The 20,668-nt window shown below is 55.3% G+C and carries 17 protein-coding genes; 8 read left to right on the top strand and 9 right to left on the bottom strand.

What is annotated here, in order from left to right:
- Positions 1 to 12 precede the first annotated feature (12 nt).
- Entirely contained in the window at positions 13 to 1,419 is a 1,407-nt protein-coding gene (locus HMPREF0577_RS03015) for a hypothetical protein (RefSeq protein WP_050756876.1), read from the bottom strand.
- 129 nt (positions 1,420 to 1,548) lie between these two features.
- On the opposite strand from HMPREF0577_RS03015, the gene HMPREF0577_RS03010 reads away from it, so the two are divergent.
- The 3 genes from HMPREF0577_RS03010 (at position 1,549) to HMPREF0577_RS03000 (ending at position 5,972) form a co-directional block, all read left to right on the top strand.
- A complete protein-coding gene (locus HMPREF0577_RS03010) occupies positions 1,549 to 3,324 on the top strand; it encodes a hypothetical protein (RefSeq protein WP_004012187.1) in 1,776 nt (591 codons plus the stop codon).
- A gap of 137 nt (positions 3,325 to 3,461) precedes the next feature.
- Entirely contained in the window at positions 3,462 to 5,075 is a 1,614-nt protein-coding gene (locus HMPREF0577_RS03005; protein WP_004012186.1) for an ABC-F family ATP-binding cassette domain-containing protein, read from the top strand.
- 57 nt (positions 5,076 to 5,132) lie between these two features.
- Entirely contained in the window at positions 5,133 to 5,972 is an 840-nt protein-coding gene (locus HMPREF0577_RS03000; protein WP_004012185.1) for a hypothetical protein, read from the top strand.
- A 57-nt stretch (positions 5,973 to 6,029) separates the two neighbouring features.
- On the opposite strand, the gene HMPREF0577_RS02995 is transcribed toward HMPREF0577_RS03000, so the two are convergent.
- The 4 genes from HMPREF0577_RS02995 to recA all read right to left on the bottom strand — a co-directional run bounded on the left by HMPREF0577_RS02995 (position 6,030) and on the right by recA (position 9,429).
- Entirely contained in the window at positions 6,030 to 7,142 is a 1,113-nt protein-coding gene (locus HMPREF0577_RS02995; protein WP_004015686.1) for an NADH:flavin oxidoreductase/NADH oxidase, read from the bottom strand.
- 82 nt (positions 7,143 to 7,224) lie between these two features.
- Positions 7,225 to 7,791 (bottom strand): CinA family protein, encoded by a 567-nt coding sequence (locus HMPREF0577_RS02990; protein WP_004012183.1) that lies wholly within the window; start codon positions 7,789 to 7,791, stop codon positions 7,225 to 7,227.
- Positions 7,784 to 8,314: a regulatory protein RecX gene (locus HMPREF0577_RS02985; RefSeq protein ID WP_004012181.1), complete on the bottom strand. Its 531-nt coding sequence runs from the start codon at positions 8,312 to 8,314 to the stop codon at positions 7,784 to 7,786. Before HMPREF0577_RS02985 ends, HMPREF0577_RS02990 begins: the two co-directional genes overlap by 8 nt.
- The gene (gene recA, locus HMPREF0577_RS02980; protein ID WP_004012180.1) at positions 8,311 to 9,429 is read right to left on the bottom strand and encodes a recombinase RecA; all 1,119 of its coding nucleotides are present in this window, start codon (positions 9,427 to 9,429) and stop codon (positions 8,311 to 8,313) included. The genes HMPREF0577_RS02985 and recA overlap by 4 nt, the downstream gene beginning before the upstream one ends.
- Positions 9,430 to 9,868: 439 nt before the next feature.
- Here recA and HMPREF0577_RS02975 point away from each other — a divergent pair, with 439 nt between their 5' ends.
- The 3 genes from HMPREF0577_RS02975 (at position 9,869) to HMPREF0577_RS02965 (ending at position 12,770) form a co-directional block, all read left to right on the top strand.
- Positions 9,869 to 10,801 (top strand): hypothetical protein, encoded by a 933-nt coding sequence (locus HMPREF0577_RS02975; protein WP_248613659.1) that lies wholly within the window; start codon positions 9,869 to 9,871, stop codon positions 10,799 to 10,801.
- 104 nt (positions 10,802 to 10,905) lie between these two features.
- A complete protein-coding gene (locus tag HMPREF0577_RS02970) occupies positions 10,906 to 11,337 on the top strand; it encodes a Fur family transcriptional regulator (protein ID WP_004012177.1) in 432 nt (143 codons plus the stop codon).
- A 176-nt stretch (positions 11,338 to 11,513) separates the two neighbouring features.
- Entirely contained in the window at positions 11,514 to 12,770 is a 1,257-nt protein-coding gene (locus tag HMPREF0577_RS02965) for a class I SAM-dependent methyltransferase (protein ID WP_004012176.1), read from the top strand.
- A 225-nt stretch (positions 12,771 to 12,995) separates the two neighbouring features.
- Here HMPREF0577_RS02965 and HMPREF0577_RS02960 read toward each other — a convergent pair whose 3' ends face one another.
- Positions 12,996 to 13,865 carry a YwiC-like family protein gene (locus HMPREF0577_RS02960; protein WP_248613657.1) on the bottom strand — a complete coding sequence of 290 codons (870 nt, stop codon included), beginning with the start codon at positions 13,863 to 13,865 and terminating at the stop codon, positions 12,996 to 12,998.
- A gap of 94 nt (positions 13,866 to 13,959) precedes the next feature.
- Here HMPREF0577_RS02960 and HMPREF0577_RS02955 point away from each other — a divergent pair, with 94 nt between their 5' ends.
- Both HMPREF0577_RS02955 and HMPREF0577_RS02950 read left to right on the top strand, forming a co-directional pair.
- The gene (locus tag HMPREF0577_RS02955; RefSeq protein ID WP_248613656.1) at positions 13,960 to 15,018 is read left to right on the top strand and encodes a L,D-transpeptidase; all 1,059 of its coding nucleotides are present in this window, start codon (positions 13,960 to 13,962) and stop codon (positions 15,016 to 15,018) included.
- A 93-nt stretch (positions 15,019 to 15,111) separates the two neighbouring features.
- Positions 15,112 to 15,975, top strand: a complete 864-nt coding sequence (locus tag HMPREF0577_RS02950; RefSeq protein WP_004012173.1) for an aldo/keto reductase — start codon at positions 15,112 to 15,114, stop codon at positions 15,973 to 15,975.
- 240 nt (positions 15,976 to 16,215) lie between these two features.
- Here HMPREF0577_RS02950 and HMPREF0577_RS02945 read toward each other — a convergent pair whose 3' ends face one another.
- The 3 genes from HMPREF0577_RS02945 to HMPREF0577_RS02935 are packed head-to-tail and all read right to left on the bottom strand — an operon-like array spanning position 16,216 to position 20,639.
- The gene (locus HMPREF0577_RS02945; protein WP_004012172.1) at positions 16,216 to 17,517 is read right to left on the bottom strand and encodes an ABC transporter permease; all 1,302 of its coding nucleotides are present in this window, start codon (positions 17,515 to 17,517) and stop codon (positions 16,216 to 16,218) included.
- Positions 17,514 to 18,362 carry an ABC transporter ATP-binding protein gene (locus HMPREF0577_RS02940; protein WP_036342223.1) on the bottom strand — a complete coding sequence of 283 codons (849 nt, stop codon included), beginning with the start codon at positions 18,360 to 18,362 and terminating at the stop codon, positions 17,514 to 17,516. Before HMPREF0577_RS02940 ends, HMPREF0577_RS02945 begins: the two co-directional genes overlap by 4 nt.
- An 18-nt stretch (positions 18,363 to 18,380) precedes the next feature.
- Positions 18,381 to 20,639, bottom strand: a complete 2,259-nt coding sequence (locus tag HMPREF0577_RS02935) for an HlyD family efflux transporter periplasmic adaptor subunit (RefSeq protein ID WP_004012169.1) — start codon at positions 20,637 to 20,639, stop codon at positions 18,381 to 18,383.
- Positions 20,640 to 20,668 lie beyond the last annotated feature (29 nt).

Raw genomic sequence — 20,668 nt, 5'->3', positions numbered from 1 at the left:
TGTTTTGCGGGTTTAGTCGCTGCCGGTGCGTTGCTGGTTTTCGGTTCCGGATTCATGAGGGGCTGGCTGGTTTTCCAGGCGATCTGCCGCATCGTGGCTCATTTGCATCCGGGCAAGCGAGGTTAACATCCGAATCTCGGGGGCAAGACGCACCACGGAAGGAAAATTGGTCTGTTCTAGTCCGCCCAACAATAGCAGCGCATCGAATCCCTGGTCACATTCCAACAGGGCTCGCGCCCGTAACAGGCGCGCCATGAACCGGGCGTCGCCTTCGTTTCCAGCCAACACCAACCCGTCGGGCAGGGGGGTATAGCCCAGTAATCCCGAGGATACCGAGACTTCCACGGTGCCATTACGGTCATCGAAGCGTCGCGCCAGGCCGCTCAAGGCTCTTCCCAGAGCATCGCGCGCTTCTCGAACAGTGGGTCGCACCAGGGCTGGCAACTCATGAAACCGGGCAGCAGGGGCGAGGGAAACCTTTAACTGATACCCACCGTACCCGTTGAATACCAATGATTCCAATGATCCCACCGCGCCACGCAGGCCGAGGCACAAATCCCACGGGTCGTGGGCGTGACGAATCAAAGCCAGGTGGCGTTCCAGTACTTTCACCAGGCGGCGCCACATCCCACTTATCGCCAGGAAACGAAAGTGCTCGGCCAAATCCGCCAAGCGAGAAACCTCGCGGTCATATTCATAGGAAATCAGGTGTGCCTCCCACGCCACCTGCCAGGCACGTTGCGCCACCAAAGCCGGCAGCATCACTCGCAACAACCGCGCTTTCTGTCCCCCGGGCAACTCGTGGGTCAACATCCGCCACGCCACTTGCAAGGCAGAATCTGGATGCGTCGCGGCGGCCATTTCGATTTGAGTAATATCAATCGCACGCTGTAGGGATCGGGAATCTGCCGGAGTGATGCGGTCAATCGCCCGATCTAGGAAACTGCGTTCTGTGGGGGGTTGTCCCAGTGCCAGGCGCGTATTGTGACGCAGATAATCCGAGGCTGCCGGCGAGGGATCGAGGCTTTCCTGAAAAGCCTCTAAGCCCACCAACAGGTGATTAATCAAGGACAATGGCACATCAGGGTGGCAGGCCGCGCTTTCAATCACTTCCGGGAAAAATCTCCCCAGCTGGGACAAAGACCTGGAATCATAGAGTTCCGGGCGGTACAGCAGCCGGGTCAGGGTCGAAGAAAACGCTTCTAGTGCTTTGCCAAGATTACGTCCCTGCAGGTGACAGCCAATTAGCTCAATTTCAGCTTGCGCTAATAGCTCGTCGTAACCGGCTTCCCGCGCGGCACTAACCACGTCCAAAGTGGCTTTGGTGCGGGGAATCCCGGGAGGCTTAGAGGTGGCATTGGCCAGTTGCGTGGCTAAGAAAGTCGCGGACTCAGTTGGCTGTGCTGACTCTGGTTCCATATCCCCCCTCCCCATATTTTCAGCTTCACTTTACAGATAATTTGGCCTAAAACCGCCAATGACGCGCCGCGACACGCAGTCGGAACTCGAAATAGTCTGGAGTCCCCGAAAAACCCTAGAATTGTGGTGATGAGCATTTTCGAAACCCAAGGTTTTCTTTCCGGGGTTGACCCGGAATTGCTCGCCGCCCAGATTCGCACGGAATTGTTGGAAACTCTGGGGGAACCGCTGGGGGCGGCTCGCCTGGCACACTTGCAGGACTTGGCTGACTCTGCCCGAAAACATTCTTTAGGGGACCTCGAGATTTCAATTCGCCTGGAAATCGGGTGGGATGGTTTGGATTCCGGTAACACCGAACTGGCCTTGTCTAACTTGGCGTGGGTGCTAGATTACATCGCGCATCACCCCGACGAGCTTGACGAGGAACAGCGCCTTAATATCGCCACCCAAATGTTGCAAGTGCCGCCGTTGGCGGTACGTCATCCCCGCGTTGATGCGTCCTGCATCGAAAGTCTGGTGTTTTGGATGGAGTTTTTTGCCTCTAAGACGGGGATTGATTTACATTCCCGCCTGAGCAGCCGTCACCAAGTGGAGCTGGGCTTAGGTAAACGTCTCGCGGCGGGGGAAGCCTTGGATGTTATGTCGCGACTCGAGGAGATTCCCCGCCAGGTTACGGGCGAGGTTGACTGTCCTTTGCATCATTTCCGTTCCCGGATTGCCTGGGCGGTAAACGCGGTGGATTATCCCCGTGCTTTAAGCCTGTATCGCGAGGCTCTGGGGCGTTGTTCGACCGCGTCTTGGCAGTGTTCCCACCCCGAAGATATTGACCCATTGTTGATGTTGCCCCAGGCTTGGGCTGGCCAGGGTGACGTGGCGTGGCGTGCCCATGAACGCAGTTATCGTCATCAAAGCGAATCCTCGCAATATCTAGGCGATATCGCCTCGCAGTTACGTTTTTGTGCGGCAACGTGGAGCCTGGACGAGGGTCTAGAGATTTTGCACACTCACGCCCATTGGTTTGCGAATCCCGAGGATCCCTGGGATTTACTGGTTGCCGCTCGGGCGGCAGCCGCGCTTTTGAGGCGTGCCTTACAGGCCTATCGAAACCTCGATACCACCGTTCCGGAGCTGGATTTCGCTATTCCGGGCAATAACCCGTGGTTTGCTTTTGAGTCTTTGCAGCCCGGGGTGTCTTTAGCAACGGCTCAGGCTCGTTTGGAACGGGTCGCGCGTGGTTTGGCGCTTGCTTTTGATGCGCGCAATGGGAATAACACAATTTCTGTGCGCACTGCTGCTTTGTTGAACCAGACTCCCTTGTGTTCTTGGCAAAGCGTGCGTTCCCTGTTGAGAGCCCATTTTACCGTGGCAGCTTTGCTGGGCGAGCATGGTTTTCACCACGGCTGGGCTGCTTGGCTGCTGCCTGCCTTGGACGAGGGCGCGGCTGCGGAAGGCCACGTAACGAACGGTTCGCTCCGCTCGGATGGGGGCGTGGCTTTAAGTCGCCCGGTGCCGGGTTTTTCTTTACTTGATTTCATGAGGAGCCACTCGGCTTTAACGCGTTTTCACCAAGCCGTGTCCGAAGTGAATTTCGTGTCCCTCCCCCGCGAGATTTCTGCGGATCACCATTGGTTACTCTTTGAAACCAGTCATGTTGCCCTGTTGGGTTTGGGCGGACACTGGGACGAGATGCTGGATTGTGGCCTGCCACTGGTGGACTTGGCCGAGAGCTTGGATAGCCGCCGTCAATCGCTGCGGGTGGCGTGTTACTTGATACAGGCCTATTGGCAGCTGGGTAGGCTGGGCGAAGCCCGCCAGTGGTTGATTCGAGCCGATGACTTCGTCGATGCCACCACCCCTGCCGAGCTGCGGATGTTGCTCGAAGAACTCGCCTTGCTCGCGGGCTAATGTTTTCGTAATTCTACGCGGGACAGCTTGTCGAGTTTTACACACAAATGGGGATTTATTTGTTATAATTTTGGGCTGACTTTAGTTTGAATTCAAAATGTTTCGGGGTTTAGACCAGAGTTGGCTAAGCTCTTTAGGTGATTACTGCCGCTAACCTGACTTTGCGTATCGCTGACCGCGTCCTCCTGTCCGAAGCATCTTTCCAAGTCAATAAAGGGATGCGCATCGGTTTGGTGGGTCGCAACGGTGCGGGGAAAACCACGCTGATGCGCCTGCTGTCCGGCACGGGGATACCTGACGCAATCCAGGTCGAGGGGCAAGTCTCACGTTCCGCTCCTCCGGGATATCTGCCCCAAGACCCCGGTGCCGCCGACCCCCAGCAAAGCGTGCGCCATCGTATTCTCTCGGTGCGAGGTTTAGACCAGATCGAGGCACGGATTCGTAAAGCCGAAGTGGCTATGAGTCAAGAAACTGGGGAAAAACAGCAAAAAGCCATGGAAAAGTACGTGCGACTCGACCAGGAATTCCACCAATCGGGGGGCTATGCGGCGGCGGCCGAAGCCGCCCAGATTGCCGCGAACCTGGGCATCGACAACGCGATGCTCCAGCAAAACTTGGGCACACTTTCGGGGGGACAACGTCGCCGGGTAGAACTGGCGCGGGTGTTGTTTTCCGAAGCTGACACCCTGTTGTTGGACGAGCCCACTAACCACCTCGATCACGACTCAATCATTTGGCTGCGCGGGTTTTTACGTTCCTTTTCGGGCGGGTTTTTGATTATTTCACACAATGTGAAGCTTTTGGATGAAACCATCAACCAGGTGATGTATCTGGATGCTAATCGCGGCGCCCTGGATATCTACCACCTGGGGTGGAAGGCCTATCTTAAAGCCCGCGCCGAGGACGAGGCTCGACGCAAACGTGAGCGTGCGGTGGCCGAGAAAAAAGCCGCCGCGCTGTCTGCCCAGGGCGAGAAAATGCGAGCCAAAGCCACCAAGGCCGTGGCCGCCCAGCAAATGCTGCGTCGTGCCGAGCAGCTGCTGGAATCCACGGAAATCAAAACTACCCGCGAAAAGATTGCCCGTCTGGCCTTTCCCAAACCGGCTCCCTGTGGGAAAGTCCCCCTGCAAGCCGAGGGATTGGCTAAAAGTTACGGTTCCTTAGAGGTGTTCTCGGGTCTGTCCCTGGCTGTCGACCGGGGTTCCCGAGTGGTGGTTTTGGGTTTCAACGGCGCGGGGAAAACCACGCTGTTACGCATTTTGGCCGGCTTAGAAACTGCGGATGCGGGTGAAGTCATAAAAGGCCACGGCCTGAAGCTCGGTTATTATGCCCAGGAACATGAAACCCTCGACGACACGCTAAGCGTGGTAGAAAACCTCCAGGCCGCCGCGCCGGGCTTGAATGACACCGAGCTGCGTTCCTTGCTGGGACAGTTCCTGTTTTCCGGAGCGGATGCGGATAAACCCACCCGGGTACTTTCTGGCGGCGAGAAAACCCGCCTGGCCTTGGCTACTCTGGTGGTCAGTGGGGCTAATGTGCTGCTCTTGGACGAACCGACGAATAACCTCGATCCGGCTTCACGTGAAGAAATCCTCAAATCCCTGGCAACATATGAAGGCGCTGTCGTCTTGGTCAGTCACGACCCCGGCGCGGTCGAGGCGCTAAACCCGCAACGCGTTTTACTGCTTCCCGACGGAGACGAGGACTTATGGGATGATGATGAATATTTAGAGCTGGTTGAAGCAGACTAATTCGACTTTCGGCGGTTACACTAAAAAAGTAATCCCCACAAGAAAGGCGAAATAACTATGGAAAAAACTCGAATTCTAGCGAGCCTGGCGACTATCGCGTTGACGGCCTCGGCTTTGTCTGGCTGCGCGTCGACTAGTTCCTCGGATGCCAAGGCACAGTACGAGGCGAAAAAATCCGAGATTCCCCAGCTGGTCAAGAAGTTCTCTGCACCTAACTTGGGAGTGTTGCTTAACGACACGAAAATTCTCAAGTTAAAGCCTGAGGTTCAGAGTGCCGAAGAGACCGGTTCAACACGTCTGGGAGATATGGAAGCCGCGAAATTGCTGGGAACCGCCAAGTTTGACCCCGAGGTATGCCAAGCGAAACTGCTGGATACCTACAAGGACGACACCTCTATTCCGGCCGCATTCTCGCAAGCTGTGAGCCAGGACAACAAGACACTGGTGCGACTCCAGCTGCGTGCCCATCCGGGTGTGAAAGAAGCCTCGTCTGTCAGCGATTTTCAACGAGCTTTCCCCAAGTCTTGCCCCAAGTACACTTTGACTGTGGCCGGGGCAAGTAACGGCAGTTCCCCGGCACAACCGTTAACCAATGAGGTCACAAATTTCACAGCCGATGTCAAGGATTATCCGCTTGACGGTGCTACCGACGGGTTGATGACCAAGCTCACGGCGAAACCCGCCGGGAAGGTTTCTGAAAAAGCAGAGGAAGGCTCCCTGGTGGCCAGTGAGTCTGCCGGTTATACCACGGTGGGAATTTTCCAGCGGATTGGGAACCTGGAGCTGCGGGTTTTCTTTGACGGGGCGCATCCGGAACAGGATGCCACGAACGCTAAAGCGGATTTGCAACGTCTGGTGACCCATATCGGCCAGGCTTTCGTCGCCAAAGCTCAGTAACCGTCGGGGTTGTTTATGCTCCGTTCATGAGGTGCATGCCGGAAATCCGGTTTAGCCTTAGGTGCGCGGCGTACCCCGGGTATAGGGTTCCGGCACTGGCGGTTCATCCCCCAGCCGCGCGGCCCACGCCAGCGGAAGCGAAGGATCAGTCAACAGGGGTCTGCCTACCTCCACCACGGAGGCCGCTCCGGTGACCAGAATCTGTTCCGCCTGAGCTGGCTCCGTAATCAATCCCACAGCGGAAACCGGCAGCGGACCACGGTTTTGAATTTCTTGGGCATAGGGCACCTGGTATCCGGGGGCAACCGGGATTTGCGCCCCCGGAACCAACCCACCAGTGGATACATCAATGAAGTCCACTCCCAGACGGGACAGTTCATGAGCCAGTTTGCCCCAGTCGTCCAAGGTCACATCGCGACGCAGTTCCAGATTCGATTCCGGCAGCCAGGAAGTGGCGGAAATCCGCACCAATAATGGGAAAGAGCTACCTAGCTCGGCGCGAATCATCACGATGATTTCTTTCCAGAAGCGGAAGCGCCCCTCGAGGTCGCCGCCGTATTCATCAATGCGATGGTTCGTGATAGGCGAGAGGAATTCGTGCATCAAATATCCGTGTGCCCCGTGTAGTTCCACGAAGTCGAATCCGGCTTCCAAAGCACGACGTGCGGCTTGAACAAACTGATTTTGAATAGTTTTAATGCCTGGCAAGTCAAGTTCCCGTGGCACCTCGTGACGCGGCGAAAACGGAATCGGGCTGGGAGCCACCGGGTGCCAACCAATTCCCCCCATTTCGTCGTCCGCTGGCACCAAGGGGGTGCCGGAAGGCGAAGAGGAAGCCTTGCGCCCCGCGTGGGAAATCTGGATTCCTGCTAAAGCCCCACCCTCTTTGATGAGGGTGGCGAGCCGGGCGAATCCGGGGATTTTCTCGTCGCGATCCAACATCAGGCAAAACGGGGAAATCCGACCTTCCGGGCAGACGGCAGTGGCCTCGACTATAACAGCTCCCACCCCACCGGCCGCGCGAGCCCCGTAATGAATTTCATGCCAATCATTGGGCCAGCCGGCGCTCGATCCCTCCGAAGACGCGGTGAACTGGCACATTGGCGGCATCCACATGCGGTTGCGGGCGGTTACTCCATGAAATTCAAAAGGCTCAAATAAACGCGACATGTCCTAAATTCTACATGGATTAACGTGGGTATTTTTAACCCCTATTCCTTTGATGCGTCCAAATTTCTCGGGACTCCCTGATTTATCGGGGCAATCCAAGCACGGGGTTACGCCCCGTGTCTGTAGCAAGCACCTCATGAATTAAATCCAAAGCGGCACGCGTAAACGCTTCACGAATCCGACCACGTTCCCAGTCCGCAGGGAGACGCAACGAACGAATCCGGCTGGCGGAGGGGCTAACGCAGGCCACGAAGCCGATGCCCGGGTTGAATCCCTGGTCGGATCCAGGTCCAGCGACCCCAGTAGCGGCGAAGGCAATCTCAGCCCCGAACAGTTTTCGGGCTCCCGCAGCCATAGCTAAGGCGCATTCGCCACTGTAGGCCGTATAGGTTTCCAACAGGGTTTCACTCACCCCCAAAACCTGGTTTTTTATGGCATCAGTGTAGGTTACTACCCCGCCAAGCAGGACTTCACTAGCCCCGGGCACGTCGACGATAGTGGAGGTTATCATCCCCCCGGTCAGGGATTCCGCGCCGGCCAGTTTCCAGCCGCGCCGGGCTAACTGGGCTAGAAGCGTGGCCACGAGCTGCGGTGAGTCCATGGCTTCCCCGAGGTTTGGCTCGTCAGGTTTTGGGGTGGTGCTATTCATGAGGTGCCTCTGTGATTGTGTCTAACACCCGGCGCACGGCCTGGCGGGAAATATCGGAATCAAAGCCCCTAGTAGCGAGATATCGCCACAGTTTGGCCTGGAGCTTGCGCCGGTCTGGGGCGCAGTCCAAGTCGAGACCACGCCGCGCTCCGACGAGTTTCCCCTTCAAGAGATTCCACGCATTTTGTGCCTCCCACTGGGGGAATTCCTGGTCCAAGGCTGCTAGCGCGGCATCCACCTCGGGAGAATCCAAGCCGCGCTTTTCCATATCAGCGCGCAGTTTCGCCCGGGAAAGCCCCGGTTTTGCAAAGCGTTGACGCACCATTTCCCCGGCATAGTCTCCATCCGCAATCCAACCGCGAGCCGTAAACAAAGCCACAGCCTCGTTCACCGCCGCTGCTTCGAATCCCTTACCGGCCAGGTGTTGGCGCATCTGGGTTTCGGTTACAGCGCGTCGATCCAGGAGTTTTAGTCCCGCCTCAGCCGCATCCGGGGCTGCGGAGGCTACTAGATGCAGACTCACGATGCCTTCCGGGTTTTCTTGGTGCTACGGGTGTCTTCTTCGGTGACTACAGCAATTTTTGGCACCGCTCCAGCTTCCGTCCCCTCGACCTCGATGCTCTCACTAGCGGCTTCGGGATCGGGACGTACCCCCATCTTGATTAGAATTTTGTTTTCGAGTTCCGCCGCCAACTCGGGGTTATCCCGCAAGAATTTACGGGCGTTTTCCTTGCCTTGTCCCAACTGGATTTCGCCGTAGGTGAACCAGGAACCAGACTTAGTGACAATATCGCAATCCACCCCCAGATCAATCAGCCCCCCCTCACGCGAGATGCCCTCGCCGTACATAATGTCGAATTCGGCCTGACGGAACGGCGGAGCCATCTTGTTCTTGACAATCTTGGCGCGGGTACGGTTACCAATCGGGTTGGTGCCATCTTTCATAGTTTCGATTCGGCGCACATCTATACGCACCGAAGCATAGAATTTCAAGGCTTTACCGCCCGTGGTGGTTTCCGGGGAACCAAAGAACACCCCAATTTTTTCACGCAACTGGTTGATGAAAATTGCAGTGGTTCCCGTCGCGGACAGCGCCCCAGTAATTTTACGCAAAGCCTGACTCATCAATCGGGCTTGCAAACCGACGTGGGAATCCCCCATGTCCCCTTCGATTTCAGCCTTTGGAACCAGAGCGGCCACCGAGTCGATTACGATAATATCTAGTCCACCCGAGCGAATCAGCATATCCGCGATTTCCAGGGCTTGTTCGCCAGTGTCCGGTTGGGACACCAAGAGATTATCAATGTCTACGCCGAGCTTTTGGGCATAAACCGGATCCAAAGCATGTTCAGCATCAATAAAGGCGGCATTCCCGCCCGCTTTCTGGGCATTAGCCACCGCATGCAAAGCCACCGTGGTTTTGCCCGAGGACTCTGGTCCATAAATCTCGACAATACGCCCGCGGGGCAAACCCCCGATACCCAACGCCACGTCAAGCGCCACCGAACCGGTAGGAATCACCGCAATGTCCTTACCCGCTGCATTATCCCCCAGCCGCATCACGGATCCCTTACCAAATTGCTTATCAATCTGACCCAAAGCGGTTTCCAAAGCCTTTGCCCGATCGTCTTTCGCCATTATTTTGCCCTTCCTTGTTCGCAGCTCGCCGCTGCCCGATTATTCAGGTTGTTGGTTCCAGCCCCTCTCCGAGGCCTTCAAGATGAGGTTACGCGCAACCCTGGACGCGAAAAATCGACTTTCTCCACCCCTGTGGAAACAGACGATTTATTTCATCTGTGGAAAACCTTATATCGAACAGGCGTTCGAATGCAAAGACACGCCGAGATTGGAGCAAACACCTCATGAATTCGACCCATAAACCACCAACCGCACCCGAGAGACCTTCCCGTCCCCCAACAAAAACCTTTAAATTTACTCAAACTATACGCACCCTATGGGGAATATTTACATGAGCTAAAAAGCTAAGTTTCCTCTCGAATCTGCCGATGGAAAAGATTGTCGCCAGGAGGGCGCACAAAATCAGCAATGACCACGCTAAGCCATGGAGGGCGGAAAAATGAGTCTGGTTTTTAATGCCGGCGCATTCGCGATGCGAAACCAGCTGACCGCTGGGATGCAGCTGCGCAGCTCTTTGCGCTCTTTCGCCAAAGAAAATAATTTACTTTCCAAAAAAGACGAAGAATTTCTTGACGCCCTAGACGATTTTGAACAACAGCAAATCGAACGTGAGGCTCGGCGCAAACATGCCGAGAAAAACGCTTCTGGTATCCGACAACGTAGCAACGTATTCAGCTCGCTTTGCGCCCCCCGAGCCACCACTTCGCAGCAAGCTGCTCAGAAAGCCAAACAGTACGAAGCTCAGGCGCTGTCTTTAGCCCAGCAGGCGCGAGTTTCCGCCGGAATTGGTGACGATGCCGCCGCGCAAGAACTGGAAAGAAGGTCATTGGAAGCCACCCAGTACGCCAACCAAATGTATGCCCAAGAAATGCAACTTGCCCGCCAGGAAGCCCAGGAACGCAAAGCTAAACTTGATCGAGAAGCCCAGGATTACATCGAAGAAAAGAAAGCCAAGCAGGCAGCTGAGGCGGCGCTGCGAGCCATGAAACAACGCCGTTTGCAAGAAGCTGAGCAAAAACGCTGTGCGGCTTTGAACCACCTGGAGACCGCACGCAAAGCCAAACGCAAGCGCCAGCAGGCCGATATCGAAGCCTGGGGGCGGCGCGTGACGGAAGGGCAGTTCTGGATACGCCAGATGCAACTGGCGCAACGCGGCGAACACCCCGCGCAACGCCTGGCTCAGGCCTCACTTGATGCCTATCGCGAGGCAAATAGTTCGGTGACTGCTATTGCGCCGAGTTTCACCCCCGGTGCCGAACGGGCGGCCGGGGGTGCGGCTGGTAGCGACGCTGGTCGCGGTGTCAGCACTGGCAGTATCACCACCAATATGCCCGGAGCGAGTAGCTACCTTCCCGAAGTGATAGCAGCCTAATTCGTGACGATTAACCGCCACAAATCCCACTTACACTTTTGTTGAAAAATGTTATCATTATCCGATAACTGGCTTTATATCGCTAAAAGCGACACAATATACCTATGGAAAGGAAAGAAGCCCCCACCCGGAAACGCAAAACCCGTCAGCTAGAGGCTGTGCTGCAAGCCGTGCACGGCGAACCAGATTTCCTTTCTGCAGCGGATGTGTTCACAAAATTGAAATCTGCCGGTGCCACCATCGGCTTAGCCACGGTTTACCGCAACCTGGCTTCCCTGGCCGCCGAAGGAGTCCTCGACCAACTGCGCGCCGCTGACGGCACGATGCTGTATCGCGAATGCGGCGATATCCACCACCACCATCACCTGGTGTGTCGCAAATGCGGCAAAACCGAAGAATTCAGCCTGGAAGGGCTGGAAGTAACTCTGGATAAACTGGCCAATAAACACGGCTTCACCGAGATCGAACATGTCATGGAGCTCAACGGGGTTTGCGCCGAGTGCCGCCAGAATTCCGATTCCGCCAAGACTTCTTGAATCTCCCAATAGTGTCTCGCGGACTTCCGCAGTAATCGACGGTTGAAAAACCATCGATTACCAGCTTTGGAAACAAGTGATTGGCGCGACTTTTTACCCAATCCCTCCCGCGCCGTAGACTAGCTAGCGTGAAGTGTGCGTATTTTTCCCGGGGAAGCTGTCGGTCTTGTGAGCTGATGGGGCAAGACTATCGTGACCAGGTACGCGACAAGATGCGCACTACGCGCCGAATGCTTTATCCTTTCCTGACCCCGGATACCAAGTGGAATTCGCCCTTCCAATGCCCGCAGCCGGGTTTTCGCAACAAGGCCAAGATGGTGATTTCAGGGTCTAAGAAAACCATTACCCTGGGACTGGCACCCACGCCGCGTCATCCTCACGGGGTTGACCTGGAGGAATGTCCGCTGTACCCCGAGTCGATTCGCGCTACTTTCGAACCGATTCGCCAGTGGTTGTTGCGCTTGGGGGCACGTCCCTATCAAATTGACGCACACCGGGGCGAATTGCGCCACGTTCTGGTCAGCGCGAACCCGGCCGGAGAACTGATGGTGCGCCTGGTGTTGCGCTCGAAGGCTGCCTTGAAACGGGTGGAAAACACTTGGCCGGATTTGGCTCGCGAGTTGCCGGGGCTGCGTGTGTTTTCCGTGAATATTCAACCTGAACACACTGCTTTGATTGACGGCCCGGAGGAAATCGTGTTGTCCCCGCAGCGGTTTTTACCCATGCCCGGGGTGGGCACGGATTTGTTCTTGGCACCCGGCGCGTTTTTCCAAACCAATACGGCAGGAGCCTTGGCGCTGTACAATCAGGCGGCTGAGTGGGCCGCGCGCTTGCGTCCCGGCCTGGTTTGGGATTTGTACTGCGGGGTGGGTGGTTTTGGTTTCGCGGTGGCGGATTCATTAGGTGCCAACCCAAGTCCAGGCGAGGCCGGGGGTGGCGAGCCAGGTTCTTGCCAGGTTATTGGCGTGGAACTTGCCGGAGCCGCTATCGAGGGAGCCAAACATGCCGCACAGTTGCAGCGGGCGACTCCTGGACAGGCACCTCATGAAAACCAAACCACCCAGGTGACCGGAGACACTACCGGCAGCAACACGACTGACAACATCACAACCAACCAGGTTATATCCAAGCCAGCCGCCAACGGATTGCGGTTCATCACCGCCGATGCCGGCAAGTGGATTAAGAATCAAAAGAAACTGGTTACGCCCGATTTGTTGGTGGTGAACCCGCCCCGGCGCGGGCTGGGCAACGAACTGTCAAAGTGGATTGAAAAATCCGAGATTCCCCACGTGATTTATTCATCTTGCTACCAGCCCAGTCTGGTGGACAACTTGCACCGAATGAAGTCGTACCGCGTTACCGAGTTGAAACTGGTGGACATGTTCCCTCACACCCGACATGTGGAAACAATAGTGTTGCTTTCAAGGAAATAGGGCAAAGAGGTATTTGCTAATTTAGACTTTCTTTCCAATAACCTTAAAGAAGAGGAAAGAAAAAAATTTGAGACACAAAAGGTAAGACTGGGTGTCCGGAATTACTCAAGTTTTAAGGACATCGTTATCCTATACCCAGAAATAGTTGGTGGGGAATGCACAGATGTTATGGTTAAATTTTTTATTGATACGTCCACGCTCTAAAATTGTCTCAGAACTTATAGCTCACAGCATGGTCGCCAGAAAAACCAGCACGGAAATCGCCACTTCGCTAAACCCAATCACGCGGGGCTTCCACGGTTTTCCACGTCGAGCTGCCTGCCAGGGGAACCATACCGCACGCCCCAGCGCCACCAGCCACGCCACCACAACCAAGGGAGAAACCCAGTGCAACAGCGCAAATATCACCGCCGCCACCAGGCATACCGCGTGAGAAACCGCTGAAACCACCAAAAATCGGTGGTCTCCGCGTCGCCGGAAAATCGTTTTCACATAGGGCACCGAGGCCGCAAAATAGGCCACCAGCTCCCCCGCTACCATCCCGGCCGCCGGCCAGCCTCGTAAACTCGAGGAAAAAGCATGTCCACCCAAGACTGGCGCCTCATGAATCCCGGAAACGGCATCCTGTCCCATCCGCAAAGCCGTGCCCATCAAACCACAGTGATACGCCACCAGTGTCATCAGCCCGGCCGCCACGATGACGCTCAACCGTGCCCCCAGTTCCCGTTCACGTCCGCGCCAGACTTCTTCGACCCAAATTCCTATGATGACCGCGAAAACTGGAATCCACCATGCCAGGAGTGGCAAGGCTACCAAAGTCGCCACACCCAGTACGCCCACCACCACGCCGTACACCACCACGGGTGTCCGCAAGGTCTTTCGTCGCGGGTTCTTTACCCATCGCAGCGCGGAAAACACAAAGAAAAACCCGATAATCCACACCGCTAGCAGCAGAGCATGTTGCCAAACCCAGCCGCCCAAACTTGCCCCGAACAGCGCCGGAACAATGACAATGAACCATGCGCCATGCTGGTTGGGCAACCAGTTACGCACCTGAGACTTCAGCTTCTTGTGGGGAGCGCGAGACTTATTCATAATCTCTAGTTTATGCATTTCGCCTGGGTCTCAATCAGGTATTATTTTCGTATCGAATATTTGCTCGTAAAACTACGGAGAAACCCGCTTATTTATGAATCATCCTTCACACCTGATACCTCAACATCGGCGGGTTCACGTCTGGGAGTCCCCGTCAATGTGGGTGCTGGCCATGATTGTGGGCATAGTTATAGTGGCATCTTGGCAGGTTTTCGGGCATAACCAGCAGCAAAGCGATGCCATAAAGCGAGCGACGGCGGCCGCATCTCAAGAAATTACCTCGCGTCAAGTGGTGGTGACTCTAGCCGGAGTCAGTGGCAACACTGGGAACACCGGCAACACCGGCTCCGTCTCGGCGAAACCCGCCAAAGCTAGTCCCCAAAAAACGCAGCCCAGCGAAATCCGCGCCACCCCGGCACAGCTGCGTTCCTGGGTTCGATTCCAGCCCGACCGGTCACAAAAAGGTAAAGTTCGTACTAAAGTCCAGTTCCAGCCAGAAAAAGTCGCCGCGTGGATGACCCAAGCCGCCGCCCAACTGAAACGCGCCCCCGAAAAAGGTTCGCGGCAAGTGGATGCGACGGGGCATTTGGTGCGGCTGCTCAAAGACCCGGTGAGCGGGGTGAAAATCAAGAATCTGGCCAAGAGTACCTCGCAACTCATGAAGTCGCTACAAGACGGAAAACGCGAGGTCAAGATAGAGTTACGCACCGAGTCTGCTCCCGGCGGTTTTGATGACACGGTGGTGCCCACCCCACCCTTGGCTTATCAAGCACAGCCTACACAGGTGTGGGTGGACGTGAATCTGAGCAATCATACTACGGCAGTTTACCGTGGAAATCAGCCGGTTTATGGACCGATTCCGATGGTGAATGGGCATCCACAAGCACCGACTCGCCAGGGGGTTTTCCAGGTCTATGCCAAGGTTGACCACCAAATCATGCGCGGAATCGGCTGGAACGGCCCCTACGAGGAGGCTGCGCCGTGGATAGCGTATTTCAGCGGGGATTACGCCTTACACGGAGCGCCGTGGCGCCACACCTTCGTGTGGGAACCAGAAAAGGGCTCGCATGGATGTATAAATATGGCAGTGGCGGATGCGAAACAGGTGTTTGATTTGGTCAGCATCGGGACTGTCGTGGTGGTTCATCAGTAGCCGATGCGGTTGTTCTCGCTTGGGGTCACGGGTTCATGAGGTGCCATCCGGGATGACAATCGTGGGATAAAATCGGGGCTAAAGGAGGCCAAAATGACAGGCAAGATAATTATTCCCCAAATACAGTTTTCCGACCCAAAGGGAGGCACCATCCCGCAGCTAGGTTTCGGTACCTACAAGGTTGCACCTGATTCGGCTCAGCAGATTGTGGAAGCCGCCTTGGAACTAGGTTATCGCCATATAGACACGGCACAAATGTATCGCAACGAAGCTGAGGTGGGGACGGCTTTAGCGGTCAGTGGGATTCCCCGCAGCGAAATTTTCTTGACGACTAAGCTGGATAATCCGTTCCACGCCGAGGCCGATGCCCGGCGTAGCCTAGAGGAATCCCTGGAAAAGTTGCGTACGGACTATGTGGATTTATTTCTGATTCATTGGCCTATGCCCGATACCTATGACGGAAAATATCCCGATTGCTGGCGGTTGCTGCTGGATTTCCGCGATGCCGGGCTGGTACGCCACGTGGGAGTGTCGAATTTCCAGGTGTCGCACCTGCAACGGCTCCTTGATGAAGTCGGGGAGTTCCCGGCCGTGAACCAGATAGAGACACATCCCTGGTTTGCTAATAACAAGGTACGCGAATTCACCCGGGCTCATGGGGGAATTATCGAAGCCTGGTCGCCACTGGCGCGCGGGCGATTCTTTGACGACCCGGGGTTACAGCGTGAAGCGAAACGCTTGGGTTGCACGCCGGCACAGCTGGTTCTGCGCTGGGCGATTGACCGGGGTGATGTGGTGTTCCCCAAGTCGAACCACCGCGAACGGATGCAAGAAAACCTGGGAGCGCTCGAGGTGCAGCTCGATGCCGAGGCCAGCGCCGTGCTGGATAATCTTGACCGGGGTGAAGCCGGTCGCACCGGCTCGCATCCCGATAAGGTCAACTGGCTACGTAAGTAATCGTGTCACCGTTCGTCGCTAGAGTGCCCCCACGCGAGACAAAAGGGGGAAGGTTCCCCTGAACGCGGCTTTGCCACTTAAGCCGTTTCGGCTAAAACGACGCGGCTTCGCTGTTTTAGCTCCGCCGCTCCGCCGCGTTGTAGCTGCGTCGTTATACGGCTTGTGCCGTGCGACGCAGCAGCCTCGCGTCTGGGAGCACTCTTCCGCTGCTTTTGCGGTGACTCGTCTGGCTACAACAAACTACTCAAAGCGTAGAGCCTCAATGGGGTCGAGCTTGGCGGCTTTCGACGCGGGATAGTATCCGAAAAACACGCCAATTCCGACTGAGAACGCTGGGGCAAAAATCAATGCCCCCAAGGGTGGCAGCGCAGAAGCGTCCATGGCGGCACCCCCGTAATAGCCGCCAACCCCGCCAAGTATCACCCCCAGGATGCCTCCCAAGAGGCACACCATCATAGCCTCGATAATGAACTGGCTGCGGATATTGCTGCGGGTGGCACCGAGAGCTTTGCGAATCCCAATCTCGCGGGTGCGCTCCGTAACGGAAACCAGCATGATGTTCATCACCCCGATTCCGCCTACCAGCAGGGACAGTCCGGCTATCGCAGAAAGGCCTAAAGAAATCGTCCCGAACAACTGGTTTAACTGTTTCATGGCATTTTCCATGGAAACTACGATTACCCCAAAGTTCTGGCTGGTCTCCCACTGTTTGTCAAAGTAACGTTGGATTTCGTCTCGCAGTGCCTTCAGATTCCCGCTAGCTTTAGGCCTAATCGTGGCATATTCGAATCCCCTGGTGGTGGTTCCATTTACTTCATCCCCCAGGGTATAGGGGATATAGAATTGATTGTCATCCCCACTGAGGCCTCCAGCCAGGGCTCCTCCGATACCTTTGCCCTTCACCGACCGATAGATACCAATGACTTTAAACGTCATATCCCCGTTGCCAGCCGAATAGCTAAATTCCGCCCCCAAGGCCAGATTTTTGTTGCCACCAAAGACTTCTTTCAACATTTTTTCACTGATAACTGCCACTGGCTCCCCATCAAGAACTTCATCGGCGGTAAAGCCTCGCCCGGCAAGCATCTCTTGGTTGGATCCAATCAGAAAATCCTGGTTGGTGGACTGGTTGCTAACATCAACCTGTTTTTCGCGATAGGTCACCGTACCAAATCCACCGGCTCCGGAAACACTTACACCTTCGATGCGATTGGCAAAATCGCTGCGTAGTTTTTCCAAAAAATCTGTGGTGATATAGTCGGAGTCCTCTTTATTGGGCACATTGGCGGAATCGACATAGGAACCATTATCATTGCTCTTCATCTTGGCAATATTTTCTTTGGTATCCACCCTGACATACATGTCTGTGCCACCAATGCTGTTGAGCGACTTGGTTACCGATTGGGTGATTCCCTCTGAAAGGGTCATAATCGCCACCACGGAAGCAATACCAATAATAATGCCCAGCAAGGTCAGCAAGGCGCGCAGCTTATTTGCCCATAGCCCGGCTAAGGCTAGGCGCAGGCTTTCTCCCAGAGTCATCGCGTTCCACCCCCCATTGCCGCAGCGGCTCGGGTCGAATGCCCGCTAAAAGCATCGATTTGTTCACCTGACACCTGGACACTTTGCGCCAGTGAACCCGGTACCGGTGCGTCCAACAGCCCGTCACGCATGTGAAAAATACGCCCGGTTTGCTCGGCCAACTCCGGGTTGTGGGTAATCAGCACAATGGTTTTACCCTGCTGGCGATGCAGCTGGTGGAACAGATTCATCACCATGTTTCCGGTTTCGGTGTCCAGTGCCCCGGTAGGTTCGTCCGCCAGGATAATATCGGGGTCATTAGCCATCGCCCGGGCAATTGCCACGCGTTGTTTCTGTCCACCGGAAAGTTCATTGGGCTGGTGGTTCATGCGTTCCCCCATGCCCACCAATTCCAATAACTCTTCGGCGCGTTCACGACGCTCGCTACGTCCTACCCCGGCATACATCATGGGCAGTTCCACATTTCTTCGGGCATTGGTACGGCTGACCAGATTAAAACTTTGAAACACGAAACCTATGGACAGGGAACGCAGCAACGCCATGTCATCATCATCGGCATCGGCCATATCTTGACCCGCGATTACATAGCTGCCCTCTGTGGGTCGATCCAGCAAGCCAATGATATTCATCAAAGTAGATTTCCCCGAGCCCGAAGATCCCACGATGGACACGAATTCTCCCGGATATATGGCGAGGTCGAATCCTTTTAGCACCGTCAGTTCGTGGTCGGTGTCCTCGAAGAAACGTTTGACGATACCGTGCATGTCAATCACGGGTGGCACCCCCGGGGTACCGGATACCCTGGGAATTCCAGGCGGTGCGGGTGTATCAGGAATATTTTTCATCGCTCTGTATCTCCCTATTTAGCCTTGTGGAGCGCTACCAGCACTGCTTTCGGGCAGCGGAGTATCCACAATCGGGGCTTTCAGACCGATAAGGTGCATGTACTGCATGGGATTGTTCAGAATCTTGGTGCCCGCTCCGATTCCTGGCCCTTCAATCGCGGTGGCGCTAGCGCCTTCCACCAGTACTTTCACCTTGACTTCCTTGATAGTGGGGGTTTTGCTTCCCACATTTTCCAAGACCAGCACAGACTTAGGCGCATTGGGATTACTTGGACCTGCGGGTTTGGCAGCCCCGGCTACCGAGGGGTTCTTCGCCTCTTCCCGAGCTTCCGGGGGCGCTCCCGGATCCAAAACCACACTGGGTTTTGCCCCGGACTTGGAGGGGACGGATTCCCCTTCGTCGCCAGCATCACCGGCACTGCTTGCCCCCACCGGCATCGGAGCATCCAGCAAGGCGCTCGAAGGTACAGTTAAAGCATTGCGTGCGTCTTGCAAAATAACCTTAGCTTTCACGGTGGATCCCAAGCGCAGCCCGGTCAACTCCCCGGTGACCTTGATTTCCACGGGGAACATAACCGACGAAGCGCCAGAGCCACCAGCTCCTCCCCCTGAGGCAGATCCGCCCGAGGAATTGTTCCCGTCACCGCCACCGGCCAGGTCTCGGCTGGCAGCGGGGGAAATAAATGTTACGGTTCCGGTGTATTTCTTGTCCCCCGTGGCGGGAGTCTTGAAAGTTACTTGTTGTCCCACCGAGAGTTTCGACACGTCTTTTTCTTTCACGGCTGTTTTAACTAACAGGTTTTGGTTATCCTCTACCATGAATAAGGCTCCCTGAGCGGGCGATCCAACTTTGGCGGTCACGCTGGTGATTACCCCAGTCATCGGGGCTCTGACCGTGGCGGAATTAATATCAGCACGCAGTTTGGCAATGGCCTGCTGTCCCTGGGCATTAGTTGCCCCGGATCGCGCGGTTTCTATCGCCCGTTGGTTCGTGCGGTTTTGCAATTGGGCGGTCGCTTCGGCCTGTTGCAACCCCGCATTCGCATCCAAAATTCCGTCCTGAGCCCGAGCCACCGCATCCTGAGCATCAGCCAGCTCACGGTCAACTTTTAGCAAAGCCAGGCGATATTGCCGACGTGCCATCCCTAAGTTTTCGGTGGCTTGACGTATCTTTAGCTTATTCTCTTTTTCTTGAGACCAAGCTGTATCATACTTTTCCTTGACGGCCTGTGTTTTGGCTTCGCCCTCGGCGATTACTTCAGTCAAATGGTTGATTTCCCACTGCAAAGCGTTAATCACTTCAGCTTTCTTTTCCTTGCTGAGGCTGGAATCGTTTTGTGCCTTTTGCAGCTCTTTTTGACGCAAAGCCAAATCCGCTTTATCCGATGCCAGCGAAATACTCTCTAGGTCTCGCATCCTGTCGGCTTCTTTCAATGCTGCCCCAATCCGCGAGGCACTCATCCGGGTTTTCTCTACCTCCTGGTAGGCGGTGCGCAACGCAGCTTCCTGAGTGACTAGGGAATCCGTAATCTTAGTTGCCCGATCAGTTTTCAAGGTTTCAAAAGTTTTTTGGGCTTTCTGATATTCAGCCTGGGCGGTTTTAATGCCTTTCTTAGCGGCGTTTATCTCCGGGTTAGTACCGCTAGCCAAGGAATCCGCAAAGTTCTGGTAAGTATCCTGGGCTTGGTTTATGGCATTTTGTTTGGAAACCTGGGCATCTTGCATCGCTGCCTGTTGCGAAGCAATTTCTTTGACAGTGGCATCGGTATCCAATTGCGCTAGTACCTGTCCCGTGGTGACTGCATCACCCGCCCTTACTTTCAGGGCTGTCACCGGGGAATTAAGCGTGGTATATATCGCCATTGATTTGGAACTTTCCAAAGTACCATTCAAGGACACGGTTTTAGTGACATCACTACGTTTCACCGAGGTAATATCACCGGAATAAATCGCGTTTGCATTAGCATCGTTTCGTCCCCCCCCAAACAGACTTGGCAGCATAAATACAAGCAGCGCTAGCACCAATACCACCACTATGGCTATGATAATGCGACGCCGTTTCTTCCTTTTCCCCTTCCCCAGTTTTTTCTTGAACTTCATGGGTTTCGTGCTCAAAGCTCCCGGGGCTGAGGTGCCAGCCGCGCCAGGTTTCACTGTCGGGGTCGCAAACGGGTTCGTACTCGGCTTTGTTTCCGACTCATCGGCGAGTTTAGCGCCAGGCTTCACCGGGCTAATTACTTCCTTGGAAATCTCGGTTTTCTTAACATCATCACTCACGGGCAATCCTTTCGGTCGTTAACCACGAT

Origin of the sequence: Mobiluncus mulieris ATCC 35243 (assembly GCF_000160615.1) — a bacterium.
Classification (GTDB): Bacteria; Actinomycetota; Actinomycetes; order Actinomycetales; family Actinomycetaceae; genus Mobiluncus; species Mobiluncus mulieris.
This window is presented reverse-complemented; position numbering and strand designations above follow the sequence as displayed.